Here is a 24058-nt window from a genome sequence, read left to right on the forward strand (position 1 = left end):
CTTGATACATCCTACCGCCCTGATTGACCGCAAGGCTGAAGTGGCTGAAGGCGTCACCATTGGTGCGTATTCGGTCATTGGTGCCGACGTTAAAATTGCCAGCGGCACCCAGATAGGTTCGCACGTCGTCGTTAAAGGCCCTACCAGTATCGGTAAAGACAACCGCATTTACCAGTTTGCGTCGATAGGCGAAGACCCGCAAGACAAAAAATACGCCGCCGAAGTGACCCGCCTGGAAATCGGCGACCGTAACACTATCCGCGAATTTACCTCCATGCACCGTGGCACCAAGCAAGACCGTAGCGTCACCCGCATCGGCAGCGACAATTTGTTTATGGCCTATACCCATGTCGCCCATGATTGCCTCATCGGCGACCACGTTATTATGGCGAACGGCGCATCGTTAGCGGGGCATGTGCGCCTGAACAGCCACGCCATTCTGGGCGGCTTTACGCTGGTGCATCAGTTTACCCAAATCGGCGAATACAGCTTTGCGGCGATGGGCAGCGCCATCACCCAAGACGTGCCGCCGTTTATCATGGTCGGCGGCAAACCGACCCGCCCGCACGGCATTAATTCGGTGGGCATGGAGCGTAACGGCATCAGTGCCGATGACATCCGCCTGATCCGTAAAGCCTATAAAATCATCTACAAAACCAATCTCCGTTTGGAAGATGCCATAGAGCAAATGGAAGACATGGCGGGCGACAGCAAACCCGTGTCGGATATGGTCAGTTTTTTGCGTAACGTCACCCGTGGCATCCTGCGCTAAGCCTGCTATGGACACCGCCTTACCGCTTATGGCCGGGGTTGATGAAGCCGGGCGCGGCTCCTTAGCGGGCGCGGTGTTCGCAGCGGCGGTCATCCTGCACCCTGACCGCCCGATTGCCGGGCTGGCCGACTCCAAAACCCTGACCGCCGCCAAACGCGAACAGCTCTTCTTGCAGATTCAAGAACAGGCCTTAAGCTGGTGTATCGCTTCGGCCAGTGTCGAGGAGATTGACCAGCTGAACATCCTGCAAGCGACCTTGTTAGCGATGCAACGCGCCGTGGCCGGGCTGACGGTGGTGCCGGATGAAGTCTTAGTGGACGGCAACCGCTTGCCCAAGCTGACCATGCCTGCCCAGGCGATTGTCAAAGGCGACAGCAAAGTCGCCGCCATCAGCGCCGCCTCCATCCTTGCCAAAGTCGAACGCGATAGGCTGATGGATGATTACCATAAGCGTTACCCCGTTTATGCCTTCCACCAGCACAAAGGCTACGGCACGGCGCAACATCTTGCCGAAATCCGCCAGCATGGCTTCCTCGACATCCACCGGAAAAGCTTTAACCCGCTCAGGACGTGGTTGGCAGAAAACGCCGTGGTCAGTCATCAAAACGGCTGACCGCTAACGGCGGTTGCGCCATCAAGGTCAGCTGTACCCGCAATTCGGCAATCCGCTCTTGCCAATAATTCGGCCAAGTAAACCACGGGAAAGCCGCCGGAAAGGCCGGATCATCCCAGCGGCTCGCCAGCCAAGCCGAATAATGGATCAGGCGCAAAGTGCGCAACGCTTCCAGCAAATGCAGTTCGCGGCTGTCAAAATCGTAAAACATCCGATAGCCCGCCAACAAATGCCCCAATTGCACCGCCATTTCTTCCCGCTCACCGGATAACAACATCCATAAATCCTGCATGGCCGGCCCTGTGCGGCTGTCGTCAAAATCGACAAAATGCGGGCCGTCATCCGTCCACAAGACATTGCCGGGATAACAGTCGCCGTGCAAGCGCAGTTGCGCAGGTTTGCCCGCCCGCTCAAAACAGGCTTGCGCCATTGCCAAACACTCCGTACTCACCGTATGGTAAGTTTCGGCAAATTCCGCCGGAATGCAGCGGTTATTGTGCAGAAAATCCCGCGCCGCTACGCCGAACTGCTTAACGTCCAAACCAGGCCGGTGCCGGAATGGCGTTTCCGCGCCAATGGCATGAATCCGCGCGATCAGCCGCCCCATCCGCTCCAGCTTTGCAGATCCGGCCAGTTCGGGTACCCGCCCGCCTTGCTTAGGAAATACCGCAAACCGGAAACCTTCCAGCTCATGCAGCGTCGCCCCATTACCAAACGCCAATGCGGGTACAACGGGCAGCTCTTCTTCATATAAAGCCTGCACGAAAGCATGTTCTTCCAAAATCGCCGCATCCGTCCAACGCCCAGGCCGATAAAACTTCATCACCACCGTGCCCGCGTCCGCAACACCGACTTGGTAGACACGGTTTTCATAACTGTTTAAGGCCAGCATTCGCCCGTCCCCCGTTAAGCCGATGCTCTCCAGCGCGTTGAGGATAATATCGGGGGATAAGGCATAAAAAGGCGCAAGGGAAGTGGTCATAAAGTGTGTATAAATCTTAAGTCAGTTCAAGGTGGCGGCGTTACTCAACCGCCCACGGTAGTGTGCGAGTTATACCACGCTTAGGGCAGAACTCAACTGATTAAACGCCTTTGTTTCGCTAATAGCCGCATCATCACGGCTATTTTGCTAAATTGCCACCACCGATCCTTAAAACCTTTGCCGACTTTTGCCAACTCCACATTACCCAGCGAAGGTAATTTGGTAGTCAAAACGGCTTTGTACAAAAACAACAACGCCGAACGCGCTTGGTTCTGGGTTGAGGTCTACACCTTGCCCGCCACCGCCAAATGCGTCAAAATTGCCCGGCCTCAGCCATCCCCATTTCACGCAGATGCCGCTTGCCAAAATGCAGAGCCGCCTAATCCAATCTGTGTAAGTCTGTTCTGTACGGATGCTGTAATGTTTAAAGCGGATTTTTTCCCTGACTTGGTCTAACAGCTTAGATTTCTGAACAAATAAATTACCTGACGGGTATTGCATAAGTTATAGGATGTGCTAAATTCTGCTAAACTTATAAAAGAAAAGAAATTTTACATCTTTAAAGAACTGTAGACAGCCTAAATGACGCAATATCTTGCGTCATTTAGGCTGTCTACATAACGTTGGGCTTTTATTTTTAACTTGGGATAATAAAAATGGCAAAGAGAACGGGTACTAACTATAGCGAAACACTTACAGGAACAGATCAAAGTGACACGTTCAATGGTAAAGGCGGGAACGACACCCTTATCGGTGGTCTCGGTAACGACTTTTACGATTTTTCCGGCAATTTTGGTTACGACTACGTGAAAGAATCCACAAATGGCGGCAACGACACCCTCCGCATATTGAGTGATATTCCGGCTTCTGCAGTGCGTCTGGTCGGTGATATGTATGGCGATCTTTCGGTCATAGCCGATGGCTACGGAAAAATCACTCTCCCAGACCATCTGCTCTCAACTACGGTCGAATTCCTTAAAATTGGTTCAGCCGCCCCAATTTCACTTACTGGCGGCCTTACTATGACTGGAAGCGACTATGGCTATGAATCCATCTATGGAACGCGGTATAACGACACCATCAATAGCAAAGGCGGGCCTGATACGCTGAGGGGAGGCCTCGGTCAAGATTGTTTTGTTTTCGAAGGTAATTTTGGTAGCGATACGATCAGTGATTTCAGTAAAACCCAGAATGACATCTTGGATTTTTCACGAATCGATGCAAATTCTAGCATAGCGGGTGACCAAAGTTTTAGTTTTATCGGTACTTCTGCATTCACAACGGCGGGAGGTCAGATACGTTACGTTAACTCCAACATCAGCAACACCACTTATGTCCAGTTAAACACTGATAACGACGTAGCAGCAGAATATCAGGTTGAATTAGTCGGGAAGATCGGTTTAACAGCAACCGATATATTGGGATAATTGGTAAGGTGGATTTGCGCTAGCAATCCACCATTTCAGAGTCGAAGTGTTCATGAGGCATCGCATTTTGCTGTTCCGCGTCTATGAACTGCTTGGCTTTGGTCTAATATACTGTGAACGGCATTAGATTGCGTTTATTGGAAGTGTCAATTCCAACCCTCATCTGTTAGAAAAGAGAGTGACAAGGCTCAATTAGTGACCGCTCAGAGTATATCTATCAGCCCAACAAGTCAGTCAAAGGGACTGCCCGCTGTTCCGGCTGGCGAAGTTTTTGTTTTTTTATGGGTAAGCGACTCCGCTGTAGGCAATCACGCGGGCATTCCCTTACCGTAACGTTAGGCACACTTGCCGTGCTGTCGGTCGGATACTTCAAAAAAACGAGGCCGAACCCTTGTCTTTATAAATAAATACCATTATTTACAAGTGGTTACAAATATGGTATTGTGCAAAGCATGGGTGCTTGTGATGCATAACTCGTTGACACATCACAAGCACCCATGCTTTGCGCCAACTTCGCCTATTTCCAGATGGGGAATTTTTGCGGAATGTCTAAAACGGGCGCATGTGAAACATGCCAGCCGCACGGCAAGAATGCCTAACGCGTCGTTAGAACAACTTAGTCCGCTTCCGCTACCTAAGTTGCTCAACTCTACATTGGGCAAAAATATGGAACCAGAACTGAGGGCAAGAAATCTTTGGCAGAAGGCCAAACATATATTGCTTCCCTATGATGGAATGGCAACAGAAATTTTTATAACCAACCTGAATAATAAATCTTTAATCCCCTCAATTGAGGCAATCGAATCCCACGTTATTTCTCCGGAAATACTAACTTGGGCTGGAGAATCGCTTGGAATCCCGGAACCGTTAAACTCTAATTCCAAGCTCCGGCTTATTGAATTGCCCGAAGCCAGTACGCAGCATAGCATTCGAGGATCGTTATTTTCAGAGCGAGATATTTGCTTCTATGTTTGGATCGATGTAGAGAAGGGAACACACGAAATTGAAATAGTATTTTGGAATGATCTCAGTTTCCCAAGCAAACATTCTATTGCGGAGCATATTCAGGCGTTCTCAACACTTATAGCACTGGCCGAACTTATCCGTGGCGTTTCATCTTCAAGCAAATGTATCCTTTCCGGGGAGCATAATGGGTCAACGGAAGCGTTACTAAATAATGAATATGTCGTAATTTGGTAATCTAGGGTTCAAGCCAAATCCGGCAAGGCAAGCTTGGGGGTTTTGCTATTGTTTGGGCAAAGTCAGCACCCTCAAGCCCAACAAGTCAGTAAAAGGGGACGCGCCGCCCGTTGGCGGTTTTGAAGTTCTGTTTTTTATCAAGGTGCGGCGGCTTCGGTTAAGCTCTCAGAGCGGCGAGTCCCTTACCGTAACGTTGGGCATCAAAATATAAAAGGAAACCATGAAGAAAATCACAGCGATATACATCTCAATATTTGCAGTATCATTTTTCTTATGGGGAAGTGTTCAAGCATCAGAGTCTTGCAACGCAAAAGTTCTTACCAATATTGGAGCAATGGAAAGCCCGCAAAGCGTTTTGGAGAAGGGCGAAATAATTGATTCGGTAACACAATACAATAAAGTCATATTTAAAAAATCTGGCTATGTTGATGATAATTTTTGTCAACACGGCGGTTACTGCTATCCTGCACATATTAGTATTAAAAGGCGGCAAATTAAATCTATTCAGTTACTAAATTGTAAAATTGGAAAACTTGTTGAGGTAACTAAAGAAGACGAGTATCAAAGAGAAGAAATGTATTCAATAGAGTAATCGCACATCAAGGCAATTTAATCTGTTTTGGTTGGGTGGTAGCGGGTTTGTCGGCATTGCCAAGCCCGACAAGTCAGTCAAAGCGACCCGCCGCCCGTTGGCGGTTTTGAAACACAAATTTAATTCAAGGTAAGCGGCTTCGCCTAGCTTCCGTTAGCGGTGGTCGCCTTACCATAACGTTAGGCTGTTGTAGAAAGGGGGGGATGCTGAATGACTTTATTCCGTGGTGGCTGTCTATGTGGTGCCGTGCGTTATGAAACGACCTCTGAGCCTTTGAACCAGAGGGTATGTCACTGTAAGGCTTGTCAAAAAGTTATCGGTGCTGCTTTCAATGCCCGCGTACTCATGCGCATCGAGCATGTTGCTATCTCTGGCCCAATCAGCACATTTCACTCTTCAGAAACTCTTGAGCGCGGTTTTTGCTCGCATTGCGGTTCAAGTATTTTCTCGCGGCGTGTTTCTGCTGGAGTCATCGGCTTAACAGCCGGTAGCCTCGACGAGCCGTCACTGTTCACACCTGACATGCACTTTTGGGTATCTTCAAAGCAACCTTGGTTACAAATCACAGATAACCTGCCTCAATATCCAGAAGGCCCGCCATCTTTAGGTTATCCATGAGTAGTTACAAATATTATTTAGTATTGCTAATAGTGCTTTTTAATACCAATAATATTTTTCAGTATATTCATCAATTAAGGGTGCTACCCTCGGCAATAAAAGTGGCTTATCCAGTAGCGATGGGAACCGAAGGTGATTTATGGGATGGATGTGATGTGGCAGTGTTTAAACTAGCCGAATCAACCATAAAAAACATTGAAACTCAGGGAATTAAATTTTTTGACAGTGTAGTTGGCAATGGCTATGAAAACTATAATGGCTGGAAAGAAACGCCTACTTTACCAATATGGAAAATCAATAGGGGTGAGGATAATCCAACAAGATGCGCGGTAATCAGTGCTACGCTTCTTAATAAAATTACAGAAGCCGTGATGCAAAAAGGCGCATACTACACGTCAAACGCCAGAATGGATTTAATGGCCATTCCTGCTTTGGGTTTTGCGGTTATTATTGATGTTTATTAACCCGTAAGGTGGGTTCGTCAATCGGCATCCATTTGTTATTTTGTTTGGAGGCTTGGCTTTACTACACATCGTTATGCCCAACAAGCCAGTCAAATGGACGCGCCGCCCGTTGGTGGTTTTGAAGTTCTGTTTTTTTATCAAGGTTCGGCGGCTTCGCTTTCGTTAGCAGCGTGCCCCTTTTACCTTTACGTTGGGCAATCAATTAGAGGGAAAACCGATGTCAAAAAATACGCTTAAAACTTTTGCCCTAATAGGGGCGGTTGCATTGTTGTCATTTGGAAATCTTGCAATAGCAGGGGTGGCAAAATCATGGAACTTGTCCCGTTCAGTGATGAATGGGGTGCCTTCGAATCCTTGGGGGGTATGGGCATTTATGCAAAATACTCCTGGCAATGATGACCCTGCCAAATACACCCTTTTACAAAAACATACCTTACCCCCATGCGGCAAATATCCTCAAGAGTGTTGGGCAGATTTATCAACCTTAGCGGGTATTTCCATTCCAAAGAAAGCTTTTATTTTTGAAGATAACACCAGTCATTTTCGGTTGCGCAAGGGCATCTTCCATGCCCATCCGGGATTTCAAAATCAGGTAATCCTTCGTTGGGCAAGCCCAGTCTCGGGTGCCATCAGCTTATTGGGCAGGGTTTCCGACATCAATCCTGATTGTGGCGATGGCATTAAGTGGTATTTAAAAAAGGATTCAGCCATATTGCAGTCAGGTGTATTGGCAAATGGTATGGGTTCAACTTTTATTGCATCAGATATTCAGGTAACAAAAGAAACGAAATTGTATGTTGTCATCGATAAAAAGGGTGACTACGCTTGTGATTCAACCAACATCGATATGCTGATTACCAGTCAGCAATAGCTGTTGGGTTGCTTTTGTTGATGGGTAAGAACAATCCAGAAATGTGTCGGCAGGTCACTGCTGCCCGGCGGTGTTGTGCAAAAATTCCGTCATATCGTCATTTTGTACGCGGCGATAAATATCGGCAACGGACAAGGTTAAGCCTATGGCTTCAAAAGTGACTTCATCGCCCAAGAAATAATGTTTTTGTAGCCACCTTTCGCTTCTTCTTATCACCTGAATATCGACAAAGTCTTGTTCGATCAGCACATATTCTTTTAGGCTGGGAATGTTGATATATGACATCAATTTAATCGTCTCATCCGTTTTACGGGTCGATTTTGATAAGACTTCAACAATGATAAGCGGCGTATCCGTAAAAAAAGGTGCCGAATCGTCAAAATTGCATACCACCATTATATCGGGATAGAAAAAATTTGCCTTGACCCGCAATTTCATGTCAGAACCAAAAGGCTCGCAAGGCGAATTTTTTAAGTGATTGTTGAATGCTGACAGCATATTGACCGCTATCCTTTCATGGTTAGCACTGGCTCCCGCCATTGCATACAGATACCCGTCAATCAATTCATGCTTCACTTCGCTGGTCAGCTCCCATTGCAAATAGTCTTCCACGCTGGTTAAGCTGATATTTTTTGTCGCTAACATGCGGTTGCTCCAAAATAGTTGCCGGATTTTATAGGGTATTGAGGCCGATTTTTGTTAATGAATATGTAAAAATAATTCAGGCAGACGATAAAGGTCTTAGGTCACTGATTATGCGAAGGTTATTTTATGTATACTGTGAATGGCCAAGTTTTCGGCTTTTACAATTCACCATAGGGTACAGCGTACCCTACCAAAAAACCGAAAACTTGACCGTTTGAAGTATACATTCCTAAGACTTTTTTAAGCTCCCCCCGTGTCCATCAACTCACACCCCCTAAACCCGAACCGCACAACCGCGCCACCCATAATAGGCAATATACAAATAGCACAAGATAGGGATAAAAAATGCCTGTTGCAGGCCGATGTGGTCGGCGAATAGGCCTTGCAGGAGCGGGATGATTGCCCCGCCGACGATGGCGGCGCATAAAATACCCGAACCCTGCCCGGTGTGCTGGCCTAAACCTGTTAGGGCCAAAGAGAAAATGGTCGGGAACATGATGGAATTAAACAGCCCGACCGCCAAAATCGTCCACATCACCCAATCGCCTCTGCCCAGCATCGTAACCAACACCAGCAAGGCGGCGGTCAGGGCGTTAAAGGCTAAGACCTTACGCGCGGGGATGGCCTGCATGATGACGGAACCCAGAAACCGCCCGACCATCGCCCCGCCCCAATAAAACGCCACATACTTGGCGGCGTTTTGCTCCGTTAAGGCCGCTAGGTTTGGGTCAGTCAGGAAGCTGACGAGAAAGCTGCCGATGACGACTTCCCCGCCGACATAGACAAAAATCGCCACCGCCCCCAATACTAAATGCCGATACTGCCAAGCGCTGCTTTGGCTGGGCGAACTTGCGCCTAGCAGGGGCTGGGGTTCGGTTTGATCGGTAATGGCAGGCAGTTTGATGGCGGCGAACACCCCCGCCACCACAAACAGCACCGCCGCCAGCAGCAGATAAGGTTGCTGTACCGCGCTGGCTTGGGCGCTTTGGTAAGCCGCCAGTTGTCCGGCATCTAACTGGACCAATTCTGCCGAAGTCTTAACGGCAGTGGCGAGGATAAACACCGCGCCTAAATAAGGGGCTATGGTAGTGCCTAACGAGTTGAAAGCTTGGGTCAGGGTCAGGCGGCTGGAGGCGGTGGCGGGGTCGCCTAATAAGGTGACGTAGGGGTTGGCGGCGACTTGCAACAGGGTAATACCGGAAGCCAAGACAAAAAACGCCGCTAAAAACAGTGGATACAAGCGCAACTGTGCCGCCGGATAAAACAATAGGCAGCCTACGCCCGTGACCGTCAGGCCGATGATAATACCGCGTTTATAACCGATTTTTTTGACTATCGCACCGCTGGGTATCGACACCAGAAAATACGCGGCAAAAAAGCAAAACTGAATTAACATGGCTTGGGTATAATTCAGGGTAAATACCGATTTTAAATGTGGGATTAAAATATCATTCAGACAAGTGATGAAGCCCCAGATAAAAAATAACGAGGTTAATAGCGATAAGGCACCGAAGTACGGGTTTTTTGCGCGGGCGGGGGGCATAAGCTTATCCTGCTGAGGTTAGGGGGCGACCGAAAAAGCCGCCGTTTCGTTGCCCACCATCACGGTAAAATCACCCGGTTCGATAAGCCGTTGTAAGTCTACGCCGATAAACGACAAATCGTCCGGCGTTAAGGTAAAGTGTAGGGTTTCGCTTTGCCCAGGGGTCAGTTCCACTTTTTTAAAGGCTTTCAATTGCTTATTCGGGCGGCTGACCGACGCGGCGACATCGCGCAGGTAGACTAAAACGGTTTCTTTGCCCTTGACAGGGCCGGTGTTTGCCACTTGAACACTGAGCTTTAGGTTTTCGCCCATCGCCAAGCGGTTTTTTTCCAGCGTTAGGCCACGCGTGACAAACGTGCTATAACTTAAGCCGTGGCCAAAGGGATAGAGCGGGTCGTAGGTATTGTTTTCAAACGCCTCCGCTGGCTTATGGTCGTAATGGTTGAAGCTATTGGCGTGTTTGGGGTAAGAAATCGGCAAGCGGCCATCGGGGTTGTAATCGCCATATAAAATATCGGCGATAGCCGCCGCGCCTTCCATGCCCGGTAAAAAGCCCAATACTACGCCAGCGGCCTGTTCGGCAATCGGGGTGATCAGGCGCGGGCGGCCACCGAGCATCAGCAGCACGACGGGCTTACCCGCTGCCAGCACGGCTGTGGCGAGCTGCATTTGAGCCGGTTCTAAGGCCAGCGAATCGATATTGCCTAAGGTTTCGGTATAGGGTTTTTCACCTAAGCACAGCAACACATAATCATAGTTTTTTAGTTCGGCCAGGACTTTGTCGATGTCCTTAACGGTATCGAACGAACTGCCTTCCACATAGCCTATTTTACCTGTGGCCTTGGTTTTTAAGGCTTCCAAAACCGTAGGCTGATCTTGTGGATAAACGCTTTCGTCACTGCCTTGCCAAGTGATGGTCCAGCCGCCGTTGAGGACATTGCGCAGATTCGCCGTAGGGCCGGTGACGAGGATATTGGCAGATTTTTTCAGCGGCAACACGCTTTGGGCATTTTTCGCCAAGACAATCGACTCGCGGGCAGCTTGGCGGTTGCTGGCGGCAGCGGCGGGAGTGGCAAAATTAGCGGCGGCGGGCAGAAATGTCTGCGCCGGGCCGAACAGGCCAGTTTGGTATTTGACGGTGAGAATTCTGGACACGGCCTCATCAATGCGTGACATCGGCACTTCGTGGCTATTGACCAAATCCAGCAGCAACTCGCTGAATGAAAAGTCATAAGGCACCATGCTCATGTCCACGCCCGCCATGACCGCCATTTTCACCGCCTCACGCGGTGATGCCGCCACTTTGTCGCGGGTATACAGGCGTTTGATGTCTTCCCAGTCGGACACCACAAAGCCTTTAAAGCCCATTTCTTCGCGTAAAATCGTGGTTAGGTAACGGTAGTTGGCGTGGCCGGGAATACCGTCCACTTCGCCGGAATTGACCATCACGGTCGGCGACCCGGCTTTAATCCCAGCGGCAAACGTCGGCAGGAAATACTCGCGCAGCATCCGCTCGCCCAACCACGCGGGGGTGCGGTCGCGGCCAGTGATAGGGAAGCTATAACCGACAAAATGCTTAAGGCACGTCGCCGCCTTATCGGGGGCGGCAAAATCATTACCCTGATGGCCTTTTATATAGGCGCTGCCTAAGATACTGGCTAACTGCACATCTTCGCCGTAGGTCTCCCACAGGCGCGGCCATAAGGGTTGGCGGCCAATATCCATTACCGGGGAAAAATTCCATAGCAAACCCGCCGTGCGCAGTTCGCGGGCGGTGATTTCGCCTTCCTGAAAGCTTAGTTCAGGGTTAAAAGTCGCCGCCATATTAATGGCTTGCGGAAACAGGGTCGCCCCTTTTAGGTATGTCGCGCCATGAATGGCATCAATGCCATAAATGACCGGAATTTTTAGGCGGCTTTGGGCGGTGGTTTGCTGTACTGCCAGGCTGATTTGCCGCCAAGTCGCCAAGGGCTGGGCTTGGTCGTAAGGCGTGTTTAAAATAGAGCCGACATGGTACTTAAGGATGGCGGTTTCTAACTTTGCCGTATCAACCGGGTAGTCGGCCAGCTTATCTTTCGGCGCGGCGACCAAAGCAAAATCGACTTGGGTCATTTGCCCGACTTTTTCCGCCACGGTCATTTGCGCCAACAATTGGCTGACTTTAATGCTGACCGCATCTTCGGCGGGGGTTTTGGTCTTCAAAGCGCACGATGACAGGGCAAAGGCGGCAATGGCTAACAAGACACTCTTGATGTTCAACTTATTTTCCTTCAATTACAGGGTAATACAGGGTATGGGCATTCAGGTAGGTCGGGCAAGCGGTTCTGCCCGACATAAACTGTCGGGTTTATTGCACCTTTTGCCTGTGTAAGGTCTAATTAAGGCGAATAGGGTAAGTGGGAGTGCATATATCTTTTAACATTTAACATTTAACATTGGTATCTCTGTAACCCCCTCCCAGCCTCCCCCTTGCCAGGGGGAGGGGCTTTTCCCCCCCATTTTCGCCTGTTCGACGGGGAAGATACTCCCTCCTCTGTGAAGGGGAGGGCTGGGGTGGGGTTTAATTCGCGAATGTTAAAAGATATATGCACACCTACTTAATTCGGTGGCGGCGCTAAAACGTCGGGCAGAACCGCTTGCCCGACCTACCACGGCTAAAGCCCAAATAGGGCCCAAAATTATGCACACTGACTTATTGCTAAACAGGGGCAAAAGTATACACGATATTTGCCGTGCTAAAGCGTTCAAACCGCCCGCCTGTATAATTCCCCCATCTGCATCTTACCGTTAATCCGTCCCGCTATCTTTATGGAATCAATGAAAATCTGGCTATGTTTGCTGTTCATCACCCTTGTCTACGGCGGGGCGGCTTGGTTTACCAACCAGCCCCAAGAAGTCGGTGCCGATGTGCCGGCGGGTAAGCTGAAAAGCCTGTCTTTTGCCCCCTATCATGACGGTTATAGCCCGATAGACAATACCTTCCCTTTGCCCGAGCATATTGAAGGCGATGTGCGCTTATTGGCCGACAAAACCCACACCATCCGTACCTACTCGATTCTGGGCGGCTTAGAACCTACGCCCGGCTTTGCCCGCCAATACGGCGTAGAAATGATCCAAGGCGGCTGGTTAGGCGACGGCCCCGACGGCAACCGCAAAGAGATTACCGCCTTGATCCAATCGGTTAATGCCAATGCCGATGTCGTGAAGCGGGTCATTGTCGGCAACGAAGTCCTGTTGCGTAATGATATGACGGTGGAGCGGTTGGTCGCTTATATCCGGGAAGTCAAACAAGCCATCAAGCAGCCGGTATCGTATGCCGACGTGTGGTCCATTTATCTGAAATACCCGCAATTAATTAAAGAAGTGGATTTTATCACCCTACACATCCTGCCTTACTGGGAAGACGAGCCAGTAGCGATAGAAAACGCTTTGGCGCATATTGATAAAATCATCCTACAAGTCCAAGCGCAAATGCGCCGTATGGGTGAAAACAAGCCTATCCTGATCGGCGAGTCGGGTTGGCCTGCGGTAGGCCGCCAACGCGGCTTGGCCGTGCCCAGCGTCATTAACGAAGCCACCTTCATCCGTGGCCTGATCCGGCTCGCTGAGCACCGCCAGTTAGATTACAACATCGTCGAAGCCTTTAACCAAGCCTGGAAAAGCCATCATGAAGGGGTGGTGGGGGCTAACTGGGGCTTGTTCTCAACCTCGCGCCAAGCCGTCTTCCCGTTAACGGGCCCGGTCAGCGAACACCCGCATTGGCCGTTCAGTTTTGCCGCGGCCGTCTTATTGTGCGCCGTAGTGGTGGCTTTCAACCTGCACAAACTGGCCGTTTTACCGCTACCGCGCTTAGCGGCCTTGTTAGCCCTGCTGTTGCTTATGAGCTTGTGCTTGAGCCACTTGGCGGAATTTCTCTGGCGTACCAGCTACAATACTTGGCAGCACAGCTATGCGGTGTCGGTGGTGCTGGCGAATGCCGCCTTAGCGGCGGGGGTGGGCAGACGTTGTTACGATATACTGGCCAAACAGCCCCCAGCCCCCGTCTTGGCAGGCGGGTTACGGCTAGGTTATCTGGCCTTTATGGGCTTGGCGCTATATCAGTCTTATATCTTGGCGTTTAATGGCCGCTATATCAGCTTTCCGGTCGAGCAATTCACCATCCCTGCGTTAGGGATAGCCGCGCTCTGGCTCTGCCAACAGCTAAACCGCCCCGGCCTTAGCGGGCATAAGCTGGCATTTGCGCCCCTGCTGGGCATGGTCGCCCGTCACCCTTATGACGGCAACATCGCCATGTTATTGGCCTTAGGCATTCCGGCCTTAATCTTCGGCGAAACCGCCAATTTTATGAGCGGCGGCGACTTCATCCAAGCCCACCCCCAGTTTTGGCAAGCCCTACCCGTTGCTTTAGGCTACACGCTGTATAATCAGCAATTGCAACTTTGGCTGCTGTGTGTGCTTAGCTTGATTGTGCCTTTTTTGCCTTGGCGGTGGCAAACGGCTTTGGCGTTACCGCGTGCTTAAGTTTTTTGGGGGGACTAGCCTTAATATGATTTTACCCAGCTCTTCATGGCCTCTTTTGTCCTTAATTTATGACACAAATAAGCCATTGATTTATTGGGGCTGCTAACTTATGTCAAATATCTTGATTTGTGGCACAAAGAAAAACATTATCCAAAAGATTCCTATTGCATTTTATTATTAAATGCGGTAAAAATTATAAATCAGCAAACAATATCCGGGCTCTTCTTATGACCAGCAAAACAATAGACCACAGCACCCTATCCCGTTTAGTTGAAATTGGGGCAATCCATGCCGCCCATGTTATCGGTCAAGCGGGCGGCTGGGCGTTGTCGGTAAAATATGGTATGGCAGACACCTTTCTTGCCGCACAGCGTAGCGGAAAATTACGCCTGTTCCGCAAATTGGAAACTGTCATGCTCTATTTGCAAAAATTAGGCATTAGCCATTTTGATGTTGATGCCAGCGCCTACACTGCCGAAACAGACCGCAAACGCCCCGACCGTGCCGAATCCCTTAAACGGGTACATGAAGCCGCTGAACATGATGCTTGGTTTTGTGAGCAGGTGGAACAAGCCATTATTGAAGCGGATGCACCAAACGCGGTGTTTATTCCCCATGATGTGGTTATGGGCAACCTTAAAGCCAGATTGGATAAGATAGCCGCCCAAGCGAATAAGGATAGCTGATTTTGCTTATTCACTGGAAAGAACGGGCGGAAATAGAAATAGGCGATGTATTGGAATATATCGCACAGGACAGTATTACCGCAGCATACAGCGTTTATGACGCAATCCGTAATCAAGTCGGTTTGCTTAGTCAATACCCAGAAATAGGGCGGACAGGGCGAGTAAAAGGAACAAGGGAGCTTATCATTACGGCAACACCTTACATTGTCGCCTATAGGATTAAAAAAGATAGGGTGGAAATTCTACGTGTCCTGCATGGTTCACGAAAATGGAATAAACGCTTTCCAAAATAACCATAACCCATTTTAAGTCTGCCGACGGCCAACCGTTTTTTGTGTTGGCGGTTCCCAATGCCCGTCCCCGTAACACTTCCGACCCGAACAGCCAACACAAAAACGGTTCTCATTTTTATAGACTTTTATTGAAGAGCAGGCTATAACAGTAAATGCTATTTATTGTTATACGTCTGAATTGGAGTTTACATTTATGAACATTTCCCTGACCCCTCATTTTGAAGAGCTTGTTAAAAATAAGCTTGAAAGCGGCCATTATCATTCGGCAAGCGAGGTTATTCGTGACGCTTTGCGACTTTTGGAGGAACGGGACCAGATGCGTGAGTTACGCATGGGGGAGCTACGAAAAGAGATACAAAGGGGGATAGATAGCGGAGATTCCACCCCCCTTGACATTGAAGCTATCAAGGCACGGGGACGGCAACGGCTCGCAGAAAGAGAAAGCGGGGCATCTTAATGCCCCGTTTGTTGAAAAGCCCCCAAGCCGAAATAGACCTTGATAATATCTGGTTTTATATCGCCCAAGACAGCCCTAAAAATGCCGATAGGTTTCTTGATTTGATCCAAGAAAAATGCGAACTGATTGCCGACTTTCCAAGCTTAGGCGAAAGCTGTGCAGAACTCGTTGACGGTTTGCGAAGTTTTCCCGTTGGCAATTATCTGATTTTCTATTTTCCGCTGGAAGACGGGGCAGATATTGTCAGGGTTATGCACGGCTCCCGTGATGTAGACACCCTATTTCACTAAGCATTTTTATTGAATTTTAGCACAGAACGACGTTTTTAACCGCCCTGTTTTAAAAAGGCATAACGGACGCTAACCAGCAATTTTGGTAGGAATAAAAACTATTCCCACCCAAAATTGGACTTAAAAAAACACATAGACTTCAAACGGTCAATAATTCAAACTTTCCCGCACTACAATACGGGTGGCGGTGCGGGCGGGTAAGTAAGCGGCCACTACCGCCAGCAGCAACACCGCCCCCAGCCACAACGCCACCGCTGGCCACGCGAAGACAAAATCCAAATGGATGCCCAGCATGGTGATGCCGAGTTGTTTGGCTAAGGGTTCGGCGAGCAGGTAGGCGAGCGGGATGCTGAGCAGCCATGCTAATACGCCATGACATAGCCCTTCGAGCATAAATAATTTAAAAATAGCCGAAGACTTGGCCCCGATGGCGCGGAGTACGCCAATCTCACGCGTACGCTGCAAGACACCAATCGCCAAGGTGCCGGACAAGCCAATCGCCCCCACAGCGGCGATCAGTACCGCCAAGCCCAATAACATGGCGGTCATCGGGCGGAATTGGTTTTGCGCAAATTGGCGTTGTTCCAGCTTGGCGAAGGTGGTGTAAACATCCAGCTTAATCTGCGCTTGCCGGAAGGCGGCTTTTACGGTGTCGGCGTAGGCGGTTTCTGCCGCTAAGTCCTTGATGTCGGTCGCCCATAAGGCGAAAGAATGCCGCTGGCTGGTGTGGGTTTGCGCCTGTATGGTGCTTAACGGGGCATATACGGGTTCGACCGTATAGCCCGCCCCGGCAAACCAGCGGTACAGGCCTATCACTTGCCAATCTTGGGCGGGGGCGACTTTGCCGTTAATGGCGGGCGGCAGTAGCGTACCTTGCACCCAATCACCGACCTGAATGCCGTTCAGTTCGGCGGTGGCGGCGTTTAGCACCAGATGGTTTTGCTGTTCGTCACTGGCGTTAAACCACCGCCCTGCGGTAATCAGCGGCTGGTATAAGGTGGTGTCGGTGGGCAGGGCGAGCATTTGCACCCCCAAGCTGCCGGATTGGCGCAGCAATACGCCATTGCGGGAAAATTCGGCGGGCAGGCGGTTCCAGAATTCGACGGGGCTAGCGGGGCTTAGGCGATGGACAATATCCGTGACCGTGGCGGCTTCTTGGTCTTGGCTAAAGCCTAGGCGCAAGGTGTAGCGGCTACGCGCCAACTCCTTATCTAAGGTCAGGTTAACCGATGCGGCTAAGCTCATGATGACGATAAACAGCACCCCGGCAATGGTTAAGACGCTTTGTGTCCACAGTAACCGGGCTTTACGGCGTAGCAGATTAGCCAAGGCAACGGCGTACAGGGTCGGCAACCAACGGGTTGCCCACGCTTCCAAACGCCGCGCCAGCCCGCCTGTGCCGACAAAATCCGCTCCTAAGCCGTAACTGGCAAGGGCTTGCCGCACAGGCAAGGCCGCACCGCGCCATACCGGCCATAACGCCGCCGCCAGCGGGGCGAGCAAGCCACCCGCTAAGGTGAGGCCTAAGGCGCGGGGCGAATAGGCGAACCCGTCCAGGCTGATATTAAACAAACCTAACAGCCAGCGGCTGCTATAAAAAGCCCCTGCCCAACTGAGCGGCAAGGCAATGGCTAGGGCGCATAAGGCCAAGATCAGCACTTGCGCCAGATAGATTTTGGCGATGGTCCAGCGCCGCGCCCCTATCGCCTTCATAATGCCGATTTGCTCGGTTTGTTGGGTAATCAATGCCGCCACGGTGTTTAAAATCAGCACCGAACTTAACAGCAACGAGGCCCATGCCATAACGGTCAACACCAAATGGATGCCGGAAAAAATGCCCCGCCCCCAATGCTGTTCGGGGTCTTGTAATAAGGTGGCGTTGACGGCGATACCGTGCGCCGCCAAGGTGGTGCGGAGTTGCGCGGCGACCGTGCGGGCTTTTTCTATGCTATAAGGGGCTTGGATTTGCACCAGCACTTGCCGGAAAGTATGCGCCGGAATACCAAACAGTGGCCCCAATTCGGGGTCGAGGAAAAAATACAATTGCCCGCCAAAGGCGGGCGGTTTAACGAAAGGGTGGCGGATAATGCCATGCAGCGCGAAATCTTGCGACCCTGTTGCGGTAGCTAAGCTTATCTTATCGCCGCTATGCAGCCCCGCCGCTTGGGCGCTTAGGCGTTCGGCGGCAATGTCTTGGCCGCTGGGGAAAGCCCCCGACACTAAGGTCATGCGGTCATAACGTTGCGCAGCGTAGTCGGGGCGGAATAAAGCGGTGCCGGTTTGCCATTGCTCGGCATTTGGCAGTTTATATTGGACGGTAAACGGGGTCAGCACATCAATATCGGCCACCCCTTCGACGTGCTTGAGGGTGTCGGCAAGGGCGTTGTCGGCATCTTGGCGCAATATCAGGCTGATATGCGACGGCTGCGATTGGCGGTGGGCGCTGTCCATCTGGCTAAGCTGCAAATCCATCATGCCCAGCAACGTGCCGATAATAAATGCGCCTATGGCAATGCTGGTGATGGCTAAAGCAGTGCGGGATTTATGTATCAATAAATCGGCGGCAACTTTTTGCCAAAGATAAGTGCTTAAGAACATGGCGGCCCCATCGCCGGGGTTTGCTGGCCGTCGGTTTGGATACGTCCGTCCTGTAAGCAGATACGCCGCGTCGCCGCCTGCGCCAGCTCATCATTATGCGTCACCATCACCAAGGTTTTGCCCTCATGGCGCAAATCGGCAAATAAACGGAACACCGCTTCGGCGGTGTGGCTGTCAAGATTGCCGGTCGGTTCGTCGGCAATAATCAACGCCGGATCATTCGCCAAGGCGCGGGCTAAGGCCGCCCGTTGCTGTTGCCCGCCGGACACTTGCCCCGGCAAATGCTGGGCATGGGCTTCTAAGCCGACTAAGGCCAATAAATACCGCGCCCGTGCCAGCCGCTCACGCTTGGGTAACAGGCCGACAAAATCCATCGGCAATAACACGTTTTGCAATAAGGTCAAGGACGGCAATAATTGGAAAAACTGGAAGACAATGCCGACATTCAGACCGCGCCATACGGACAAGCGCTCTTCGCTCAAGCCTTCCAAGGCGCTGCCGTTAACAGTGACTTGGCCTGAGCAGGGGCGGTCTATGCCCGTCAGGATATTCAGCAAGGTCGATTTGCCATTACCCGAAGGGCCGACGATAGCGACAAACTCCCCCGCCGCCACCGTTAAGGAAATGTCATTTAACACAGGCCGTTTGAACTGCCCAAGCGCGTAAGCTTTATGGACATGGCTAAGCTGGATAAGGTCGGGCATAAATTAAACTGGTGTTCTCAAAAAAAACAGGTACATTCTAACATGCCTTGGCTATGATGCTGACTCATTACCCGAATGACCTTAACTGACGTTACGCAGTAACATGCTTTACCCCCGTTTGCCGCGCCGAGCATCGCAGGTTTTGTCGGGATTAGCCCGAATACCCATAGGGCATAAAGGGGCGCGGCATGGATGCCGCGCGTCGGTAAATGTACCCAAGGGCATAAAGGCAGGAAGCCCATTTTACCGACCCCCGACAAAACCGAGAAGCGCAGGAAGAAGCGGCAATCGGGCCGCCTTTTCTTTGGATACTTTCTTTTCGACTGCAAGGATGCAGGAGGTAGAGCAATGCAGGAGCAATTGCCGAGGCGGAGCAAAAGAAAGTATCTCGCCTTCGGGTGCGAGAACCCGATTAAAAAAACCGTCGCGATAGCGACTCAATATTTGTTTTTCAAATCGTAGAATATGTCTGCGTAACATCAGTGACCTTAATACAAACTTTTTGGCTGCTGCTAGGCAGCGCTTGGGCTGCGGCGGAAACCGTTATGGCCCTAAAAACCCGCATTCCCGATTTGTCGGTCAATCCAGCCCGTTTCCGTTCCGCTAGAGGGATATGGTGGGTTATACTAGGCGCATTAGCGCTAGCCTTGACCTTTAAGCACCTGCATTGGCTACCCTTACCGCTGGCTTACTTGCCGCGCCAAGCCTTGGCTTTAGGGCTAATGCTCATGGCCTTGGGCTTACGGTATTATGCCATTATCCGCTTAGGGCAATGGTTCAGTACCCAAGCCGTCATCCAACCCCAGCACTGCTTGATTGAGCAAGGCCCTTACCGTTACATCCGCCATCCGGCCTATACCGGGCTATTGGGTGCGTTTATTGCGGCGGGCATAGCAATGGGTGACGGTTTGGCGTTACTCGCCCTCGCCTGTCCATTGGCGTGGGCGCTAGAGCGGCGCATGGCTTATGAAGAAAACTTGTTAAACGGCCATTTTGGCCCCGCTTATAGTGCCTACCGCCAACGGACGAAAAAATGGCTTCCTTGGCTTTATTAACCCCTGATCCGCCGCCGCTTACCCCTTCATCAGCCAATACCCGTTTATTAATAGCCCTTACCTTGCCCCTATGCCAGAAAAAAAACATATCGTCATCATCGGTGCCGGCCCAGGCGGCTTGTGCGCCGGAATGCTGTTAAGCCATCATGGCTTTAACGTCACCCTTTTGGATAAAAATGCCGAAGTCGGCGGGCGTAACCGTCCGATCCGGTTGGGGGAGTTTGTCTTTGACACCGGTCCGACTTTTTTGCTGATGAAACATGTCTTAGATGATATGTTCGCCTTATGCGGACGGCGTAGCGATGCTTATCTGGATTTTATCAAGCTTGATCCGATGTACCGCCTGTTGTTTGCCGACCGCGCCGTCAATGTCTACTCCGACCGTGCCAAAATGCGCGAAGAACTGGCGCAAAGCTTTGCCGAAGGCAGTGATGGCTATGACCAATACCTGCAACGCGAAGGCCAGCGTTTTAAAAAACTCTATCCCTGCATCAAACGCGACTATAGCAGCCTGAAAGCCTTTTTCTCTTGGGATTTGCTCCGCGCCGTACCTAGCTTGGCGCTCAACCACAGCGTGTTTACTAATCTGGGCAAGTATTTCCAAGAAGAGAAAATGCGCCTGGTGTTCTCTTTCCAATCCAAATATCTGGGCATGTCGCCTTGGGATTGTCCGGCCTTATTTACCATGCTGTCTTATCTGGAGCATGAGTACGGCATTTACCATGTCAAAGGCGGCTTAAATAAAATCGCCGCCGCTATGGCGCAAGTCATCACCGAGCAAGGCGGGGTCATCCGCACCAATACCGCTGTGCAGTCCTTAATTATTAAAGACAAGGTGGTGCAAGGGGTGCGTTTGGAAGACGGCAGCGAGTTATTCGCCGATGAAGTGATTGTGAACGCCGATTTTGCCTACGCCATGACCCAACTCGTACCGCACGGGACACTGCGCCAGTACAGCCCAGAAAAAATCCAAGCCCTCGATTATTCCTGCTCGACGTTTATGCTGTATTTAGGTCTGGACACTTATTACGACCTGCCTCACCATACCATTGCCTTTGCTGACGATTACACCACCAATATCGATAATATTTTCCATAACAAAACCCTCAGCAGCGATTTTTCGTTTTATGTGCAGAACGCCTGCGCCAGTGACGACAGTCTGGCCCCGGCAGGCAAATCCGCCCTGTATATCTTAGTGCCTATGCCTAATAACGACAGCGGCTTAGACTGGCCTAGCTTATGTGCAGAAAAACGCGGGCAGATTTTAACGGTGTTGGAAGAACGTTTAGGCTTAGTCGGCATCCGCGACCATATCGAATGTGAAAAAATCATCACCCCGCAAACCTGGGCCAGCGATGAGAATGTTTATAAAGGCGCGACCTTTAGCTTGGCGCATAAGTTTAGCCAGTTGCTCTATTGGCGGCCACACAACCAATTTCAAGAATTGGGGCAATGTTATCTGGTCGGCGGCGGCACGCATCCTGGCAGCGGCTTGCCGACGATTTACGAATCGGCGCATATTTCCGCCAAACTGATTTGCCGTAAGCATCGGGTGAAGTTCGGGTCTGGGTTATGAGCGGTGTTATCACGGCTTACTCGGTCTTAGACGGGCAAGCCCAGCAAAATTACCCGATCAGCAGCCCCGCCGACATTGCTGCCGCCATGAATGCCGCCCGCCAAGCGGCGTTGGTGTGGGCGCAAATTGACGCTAAACAGCGTAGCCAACGCGTGGCGCGGCTGATTGCGGTGATGATGGCGGAGTTGGATGATATTATCGCCGTGCTGATGGCGGCGACCGGGAAAGTCAAAACCGAGGCCTTGCTGGGGGAAGTCTACCCGGTGTTGGAATTGTTGCGTTATTATCAGCGCCATGCCGCCGCCAGCCTTGCCCCTTGCCCTGTCCACACCGCGCCGTTGGCCTTTCCGCAAGCCCAAGCGGTTTATGAGCGCCGCCCTTATGGCGTAGTGGCGGTGATTTCGCCGTGGAATTTTCCCTTACAATTGACCTTAGCCCCATTAGTGACCGCCTTGGTCAGCGGCAATGCCTGTGTGTTTAAAATGTCCGAATTAAGCTTGCCCGTCGGTGCCTTGCTGATGCGCTTGCTGGGGCAACTGGATTTGCCCGACGGCTTGGTGCAACAAGTGATTGGCGCGGCACCTGAGGGGATGGCCTTAGTAGATGCGCGGCCTGATTTGGTGTTTTTTACCGGCAGTGTCGCCGCAGGCCGTGCCGTTATGGCGCGGGCGGCACAACACCCCATCCCGGTGCTTTTGGAATTGGGCGGTAAAGATGCCATGCTGGTGTTCGCCGATGCCGATCTGGAGCGGGCAGCTAATGCCGCCCTGTACGGCGCGTTCAGCAATAGCGGGCAAGTCTGTGTGGCAGTTGAGCGCTGTTATGTGGAAGCCGCCTGTTATGCCGATTTTGTCGCCCGGCTGGTGGCGGCCACGGCACAGCTTAACGTCGGTCACGGCCCGGTCGGTGATTTGGGTGCTGTAACCAGCCTAGCCCAAGTCGCCATTATCGAAGCCCATTATAATGATGCCATTGCCAAAGGTGCGCAAGCGTCCGGCCCCTTACGCTTGCAAGGCCGTTACCTGCATCCGGTTGTCCTTTGGGATGTCAACCACACCATGCTGCTGATGCAGGCCGAAACCTTCGGGCCGTTGTTGCCGATTATGGCCTTTAGCGACGGGCAAGAAGCCGTGCGCTTGGCGAACGCCAGCGATTATGGCTTAAATGCCAGCGTCTGGAGCCGCGATATAAACAAAGCCGAACGGATTGCCCGGCAATTGCAGGTCGGCAATTGGGCGGTGAATGATGTCATTAAGAATATCGGCCATGCGGGTTTGCCGTTCGGCGGGGTAAAAAACAGCGGCTTTGGCCGCTACCACGGTAGCGAAGGCCTACGCCAGTTTACCTACACCGTCGCTGGCCTTACCAGCCATAGCCGTTTACCGAAAGAGCCGAATTGGTTTCCTTATTCCGATAAGGGCTATCTGGACATGCGCGGTTTTGTCGATATGCTGTTCGGTGCGGGTAGCCTAAAGCAACGGCTGTTTAGGAATTGGTCGGCCTTACAGGCTTTTAGGGGCTATGCGTCGTTGAACCTGGCCCAGCATTGGCGTAATGGCTGGATTTTTATCCGGTGCTATCCGCGCTAAACGGGGTATGCTGTGCCGCGCTGCCGTCAAATTAAGGAACGTGCATAAACTTAACAACCACCTACTGAAAGTAGGTGGGTTAGCGCGGGACACAGAGGACTAAAGTCCACCCACATTGTGTCCCGCGCTGTCGAGTTGTTTTTTTGAACCTTAATGCTAAAGCTAACCGGCTAAAGCCGGTGGTTTTAACCTTAAATATTGAAATAAAATCTGTTGTAACTACAACCCGCTCCCAACCTCCACCTTACTGTATAGACCGGAGATATACTCCAAACGGTCAACTTTTCGGTTTCCCATTTTGCAAAAATATTGTAAAAAGGCCGGAAACTACCGCACTGGATGCCCATGATCACCCTAGAATTGACCGCACAACAACTGGACAAACTATATGACGGGCTGTCGTCAAACAGCAACCCGTCCGCCCGAAAAAAATGCCTGACCGTCTACCTCAGGGCGAAAGCTTACCCGCGCGAGGCGATTGCGGACATCACCCGGATCGCCCCCGGCACCGTGACCCATTATGTCAAAAGTTACTCCGAAGGCGACCTGGAAGGCTTGCTTA

The 24058-nt window shown here is 51.1% G+C and carries 23 protein-coding genes; 16 read left to right on the forward strand and 7 right to left on the reverse strand.

What is annotated here, in order from left to right:
• The first annotated feature begins 1 nt into the window (after window position 1).
• Window positions 2-772 carry an acyl-ACP--UDP-N-acetylglucosamine O-acyltransferase gene (lpxA, locus tag AADEFJLK_RS08180; RefSeq protein ID WP_088620133.1) on the forward strand — a complete coding sequence of 257 codons (771 nt, stop codon included), beginning with the start codon at window positions 2-4 and terminating at the stop codon, window positions 770-772.
• Between the two features lie 7 nt (window positions 773-779).
• Entirely contained in the window at window positions 780-1385 is a 606-nt protein-coding gene (gene rnhB / locus AADEFJLK_RS08185; protein WP_103973914.1) for a ribonuclease HII, read from the forward strand.
• On the opposite strand, the gene AADEFJLK_RS08190 is transcribed toward rnhB, so the two are convergent.
• Entirely contained in the window at window positions 1366-2367 is a 1002-nt protein-coding gene (locus AADEFJLK_RS08190; RefSeq protein ID WP_103973915.1) for a serine/threonine protein kinase, read from the reverse strand. The two genes, rnhB and AADEFJLK_RS08190, sit on opposite strands and share 20 nt — an antisense overlap.
• 201 nt (window positions 2368-2568) lie before the next feature.
• Entirely contained in the window at window positions 2569-2868 is a 300-nt protein-coding gene (locus AADEFJLK_RS08195) for a phage integrase N-terminal SAM-like domain-containing protein (RefSeq protein ID WP_249028004.1), read from the reverse strand.
• A gap of 155 nt (window positions 2869-3023) precedes the next feature.
• Between AADEFJLK_RS08195 and AADEFJLK_RS08200 the strand changes: the two genes are divergently transcribed.
• From AADEFJLK_RS08200 to AADEFJLK_RS08225, 6 genes are all read left to right on the forward strand, one after another.
• A complete protein-coding gene (locus AADEFJLK_RS08200) occupies window positions 3024-3794 on the forward strand; it encodes a M10 family metallopeptidase C-terminal domain-containing protein (RefSeq protein WP_103973916.1) in 771 nt (256 codons plus the stop codon).
• Window positions 3795-4460: 666 nt separating this feature from the next.
• Window positions 4461-4994, forward strand: coding sequence for a hypothetical protein (locus AADEFJLK_RS08205; RefSeq protein WP_146054539.1), 534 nt, complete (start codon window positions 4461-4463; stop codon window positions 4992-4994).
• A 220-nt stretch (window positions 4995-5214) separates the two neighbouring features.
• Window positions 5215-5586 (forward strand): hypothetical protein, encoded by a 372-nt coding sequence (locus tag AADEFJLK_RS08210; RefSeq protein ID WP_103973918.1) that lies wholly within the window; start codon window positions 5215-5217, stop codon window positions 5584-5586.
• A 210-nt stretch (window positions 5587-5796) separates the two neighbouring features.
• On the forward strand, window positions 5797-6204 hold the full coding sequence (locus tag AADEFJLK_RS08215; RefSeq protein WP_103973919.1) for a GFA family protein: 408 nt from the start codon (window positions 5797-5799) through the stop codon (window positions 6202-6204).
• Entirely contained in the window at window positions 6201-6668 is a 468-nt protein-coding gene (locus AADEFJLK_RS08220) for a hypothetical protein (protein ID WP_103973920.1), read from the forward strand. Before AADEFJLK_RS08215 ends, AADEFJLK_RS08220 begins: the two co-directional genes overlap by 4 nt.
• Before the next feature lie 217 nt (window positions 6669-6885).
• The gene (locus AADEFJLK_RS08225; protein ID WP_103973921.1) at window positions 6886-7539 is read left to right on the forward strand and encodes a hypothetical protein; all 654 of its coding nucleotides are present in this window, start codon (window positions 6886-6888) and stop codon (window positions 7537-7539) included.
• Between the two features lie 54 nt (window positions 7540-7593).
• On the opposite strand, the gene AADEFJLK_RS08230 is transcribed toward AADEFJLK_RS08225, so the two are convergent.
• From AADEFJLK_RS08230 to AADEFJLK_RS08240, 3 genes are all read right to left on the reverse strand, one after another.
• Window positions 7594-8184: a Uma2 family endonuclease gene (locus AADEFJLK_RS08230; protein WP_103973922.1), complete on the reverse strand. Its 591-nt coding sequence runs from the start codon at window positions 8182-8184 to the stop codon at window positions 7594-7596.
• Window positions 8185-8458: 274 nt separating this feature from the next.
• Entirely contained in the window at window positions 8459-9727 is a 1269-nt protein-coding gene (locus AADEFJLK_RS08235) for a sugar MFS transporter (protein WP_103973923.1), read from the reverse strand.
• A gap of 18 nt (window positions 9728-9745) precedes the next feature.
• On the reverse strand, window positions 9746-11986 hold the full coding sequence (locus AADEFJLK_RS08240; protein ID WP_249028005.1) for a glycoside hydrolase family 3 N-terminal domain-containing protein: 2241 nt from the start codon (window positions 11984-11986) through the stop codon (window positions 9746-9748).
• Window positions 11987-12544: 558 nt separating this feature from the next.
• On the opposite strand from AADEFJLK_RS08240, the gene AADEFJLK_RS08245 reads away from it, so the two are divergent.
• From AADEFJLK_RS08245 to AADEFJLK_RS08265, 5 genes are all read left to right on the forward strand, one after another.
• Window positions 12545-14248, forward strand: coding sequence for a glycoside hydrolase family 17 protein (locus tag AADEFJLK_RS08245; protein ID WP_249028006.1), 1704 nt, complete (start codon window positions 12545-12547; stop codon window positions 14246-14248).
• Window positions 14249-14475: 227 nt separating this feature from the next.
• Window positions 14476-14934: a hypothetical protein gene (locus tag AADEFJLK_RS08250; RefSeq protein ID WP_088620119.1), complete on the forward strand. Its 459-nt coding sequence runs from the start codon at window positions 14476-14478 to the stop codon at window positions 14932-14934.
• A gap of 2 nt (window positions 14935-14936) precedes the next feature.
• Entirely contained in the window at window positions 14937-15227 is a 291-nt protein-coding gene (locus tag AADEFJLK_RS08255; RefSeq protein WP_088620118.1) for a type II toxin-antitoxin system RelE/ParE family toxin, read from the forward strand.
• Between the two features lie 193 nt (window positions 15228-15420).
• On the forward strand, window positions 15421-15684 hold the full coding sequence (locus tag AADEFJLK_RS08260) for a type II toxin-antitoxin system ParD family antitoxin (protein WP_103973925.1): 264 nt from the start codon (window positions 15421-15423) through the stop codon (window positions 15682-15684).
• Window positions 15684-15974, forward strand: a complete 291-nt coding sequence (locus AADEFJLK_RS08265; protein ID WP_103973926.1) for a type II toxin-antitoxin system RelE/ParE family toxin — start codon at window positions 15684-15686, stop codon at window positions 15972-15974. Before AADEFJLK_RS08260 ends, AADEFJLK_RS08265 begins: the two co-directional genes overlap by 1 nt.
• 147 nt (window positions 15975-16121) lie before the next feature.
• Here AADEFJLK_RS08265 and AADEFJLK_RS08270 read toward each other — a convergent pair whose 3' ends face one another.
• Window positions 16122-18572, reverse strand: coding sequence for an FtsX-like permease family protein (locus AADEFJLK_RS08270; RefSeq protein WP_103973927.1), 2451 nt, complete (start codon window positions 18570-18572; stop codon window positions 16122-16124).
• Window positions 18563-19276 (reverse strand): ABC transporter ATP-binding protein, encoded by a 714-nt coding sequence (locus AADEFJLK_RS08275; RefSeq protein ID WP_088620112.1) that lies wholly within the window; start codon window positions 19274-19276, stop codon window positions 18563-18565. Before AADEFJLK_RS08275 ends, AADEFJLK_RS08270 begins: the two co-directional genes overlap by 10 nt.
• A gap of 545 nt (window positions 19277-19821) precedes the next feature.
• Here AADEFJLK_RS08275 and AADEFJLK_RS08285 point away from each other — a divergent pair.
• The 3 genes from AADEFJLK_RS08285 to AADEFJLK_RS08295 all read left to right on the forward strand — a co-directional run bounded on the left by AADEFJLK_RS08285 (window position 19822) and on the right by AADEFJLK_RS08295 (window position 23496).
• A complete protein-coding gene (locus tag AADEFJLK_RS08285; protein WP_146054540.1) occupies window positions 19822-20331 on the forward strand; it encodes a methyltransferase family protein in 510 nt (169 codons plus the stop codon).
• 70 nt (window positions 20332-20401) lie between these two features.
• Window positions 20402-21907, forward strand: a complete 1506-nt coding sequence (locus tag AADEFJLK_RS08290) for a phytoene desaturase family protein (protein ID WP_088620110.1) — start codon at window positions 20402-20404, stop codon at window positions 21905-21907.
• A complete protein-coding gene (locus AADEFJLK_RS08295) occupies window positions 21904-23496 on the forward strand; it encodes an aldehyde dehydrogenase family protein (protein WP_103973930.1) in 1593 nt (530 codons plus the stop codon). Before AADEFJLK_RS08290 ends, AADEFJLK_RS08295 begins: the two co-directional genes overlap by 4 nt.
• Window positions 23497-24058 lie beyond the last annotated feature (562 nt).

Origin of the sequence: Methylovulum psychrotolerans, from assembly GCF_002923755.1 — a bacterium.
Classification (GTDB): Bacteria; Pseudomonadota; Gammaproteobacteria; order Methylococcales; family Methylomonadaceae; genus Methylovulum; species Methylovulum psychrotolerans.

What these genes read in the sequence shown, in the direction of transcription:
- AADEFJLK_RS08190 (WP_103973915.1), bottom strand. Translation starts at nt 2,367, where the DNA reads ATGACCACTTCCCTTGCGCCTTTTTATGCCTTATCCCCCGATATTATC.
- AADEFJLK_RS08250 (WP_088620119.1), top strand. Translation starts at nt 14,476, where the DNA reads ATGACCAGCAAAACAATAGACCACAGCACCCTATCCCGTTTAGTTGAA.
- AADEFJLK_RS08290 (WP_088620110.1), top strand. Translation starts at nt 20,402, where the DNA reads ATGCCAGAAAAAAAACATATCGTCATCATCGGTGCCGGCCCAGGCGGC.
- AADEFJLK_RS08200 (WP_103973916.1), top strand. Translation starts at nt 3,024, where the DNA reads ATGGCAAAGAGAACGGGTACTAACTATAGCGAAACACTTACAGGAACA.
- AADEFJLK_RS08215 (WP_103973919.1), top strand. Translation starts at nt 5,797, where the DNA reads ATGACTTTATTCCGTGGTGGCTGTCTATGTGGTGCCGTGCGTTATGAA.
- AADEFJLK_RS08230 (WP_103973922.1), bottom strand. Translation starts at nt 8,184, where the DNA reads ATGTTAGCGACAAAAAATATCAGCTTAACCAGCGTGGAAGACTATTTG.
- AADEFJLK_RS08195 (WP_249028004.1), bottom strand. Translation starts at nt 2,868, where the DNA reads ATGCAATACCCGTCAGGTAATTTATTTGTTCAGAAATCTAAGCTGTTA.
- AADEFJLK_RS08205 (WP_146054539.1), top strand. Translation starts at nt 4,461, where the DNA reads ATGGAACCAGAACTGAGGGCAAGAAATCTTTGGCAGAAGGCCAAACAT.
- AADEFJLK_RS08245 (WP_249028006.1), top strand. Translation starts at nt 12,545, where the DNA reads ATGAAAATCTGGCTATGTTTGCTGTTCATCACCCTTGTCTACGGCGGG.
- AADEFJLK_RS08210 (WP_103973918.1), top strand. Translation starts at nt 5,215, where the DNA reads ATGAAGAAAATCACAGCGATATACATCTCAATATTTGCAGTATCATTT.
- AADEFJLK_RS08260 (WP_103973925.1), top strand. Translation starts at nt 15,421, where the DNA reads ATGAACATTTCCCTGACCCCTCATTTTGAAGAGCTTGTTAAAAATAAG.
- rnhB (WP_103973914.1), top strand. Translation starts at nt 780, where the DNA reads ATGGACACCGCCTTACCGCTTATGGCCGGGGTTGATGAAGCCGGGCGC.
- AADEFJLK_RS08275 (WP_088620112.1), bottom strand. Translation starts at nt 19,276, where the DNA reads ATGCCCGACCTTATCCAGCTTAGCCATGTCCATAAAGCTTACGCGCTT.
- AADEFJLK_RS08225 (WP_103973921.1), top strand. Translation starts at nt 6,886, where the DNA reads ATGTCAAAAAATACGCTTAAAACTTTTGCCCTAATAGGGGCGGTTGCA.
- AADEFJLK_RS08235 (WP_103973923.1), bottom strand. Translation starts at nt 9,727, where the DNA reads ATGCCCCCCGCCCGCGCAAAAAACCCGTACTTCGGTGCCTTATCGCTA.
- AADEFJLK_RS08295 (WP_103973930.1), top strand. Translation starts at nt 21,904, where the DNA reads ATGAGCGGTGTTATCACGGCTTACTCGGTCTTAGACGGGCAAGCCCAG.
- AADEFJLK_RS08220 (WP_103973920.1), top strand. Translation starts at nt 6,201, where the DNA reads ATGAGTAGTTACAAATATTATTTAGTATTGCTAATAGTGCTTTTTAAT.
- AADEFJLK_RS08285 (WP_146054540.1), top strand. Translation starts at nt 19,822, where the DNA reads ATGGCCCTAAAAACCCGCATTCCCGATTTGTCGGTCAATCCAGCCCGT.
- AADEFJLK_RS08265 (WP_103973926.1), top strand. Translation starts at nt 15,684, where the DNA reads ATGCCCCGTTTGTTGAAAAGCCCCCAAGCCGAAATAGACCTTGATAAT.
- AADEFJLK_RS08270 (WP_103973927.1), bottom strand. Translation starts at nt 18,572, where the DNA reads ATGTTCTTAAGCACTTATCTTTGGCAAAAAGTTGCCGCCGATTTATTG.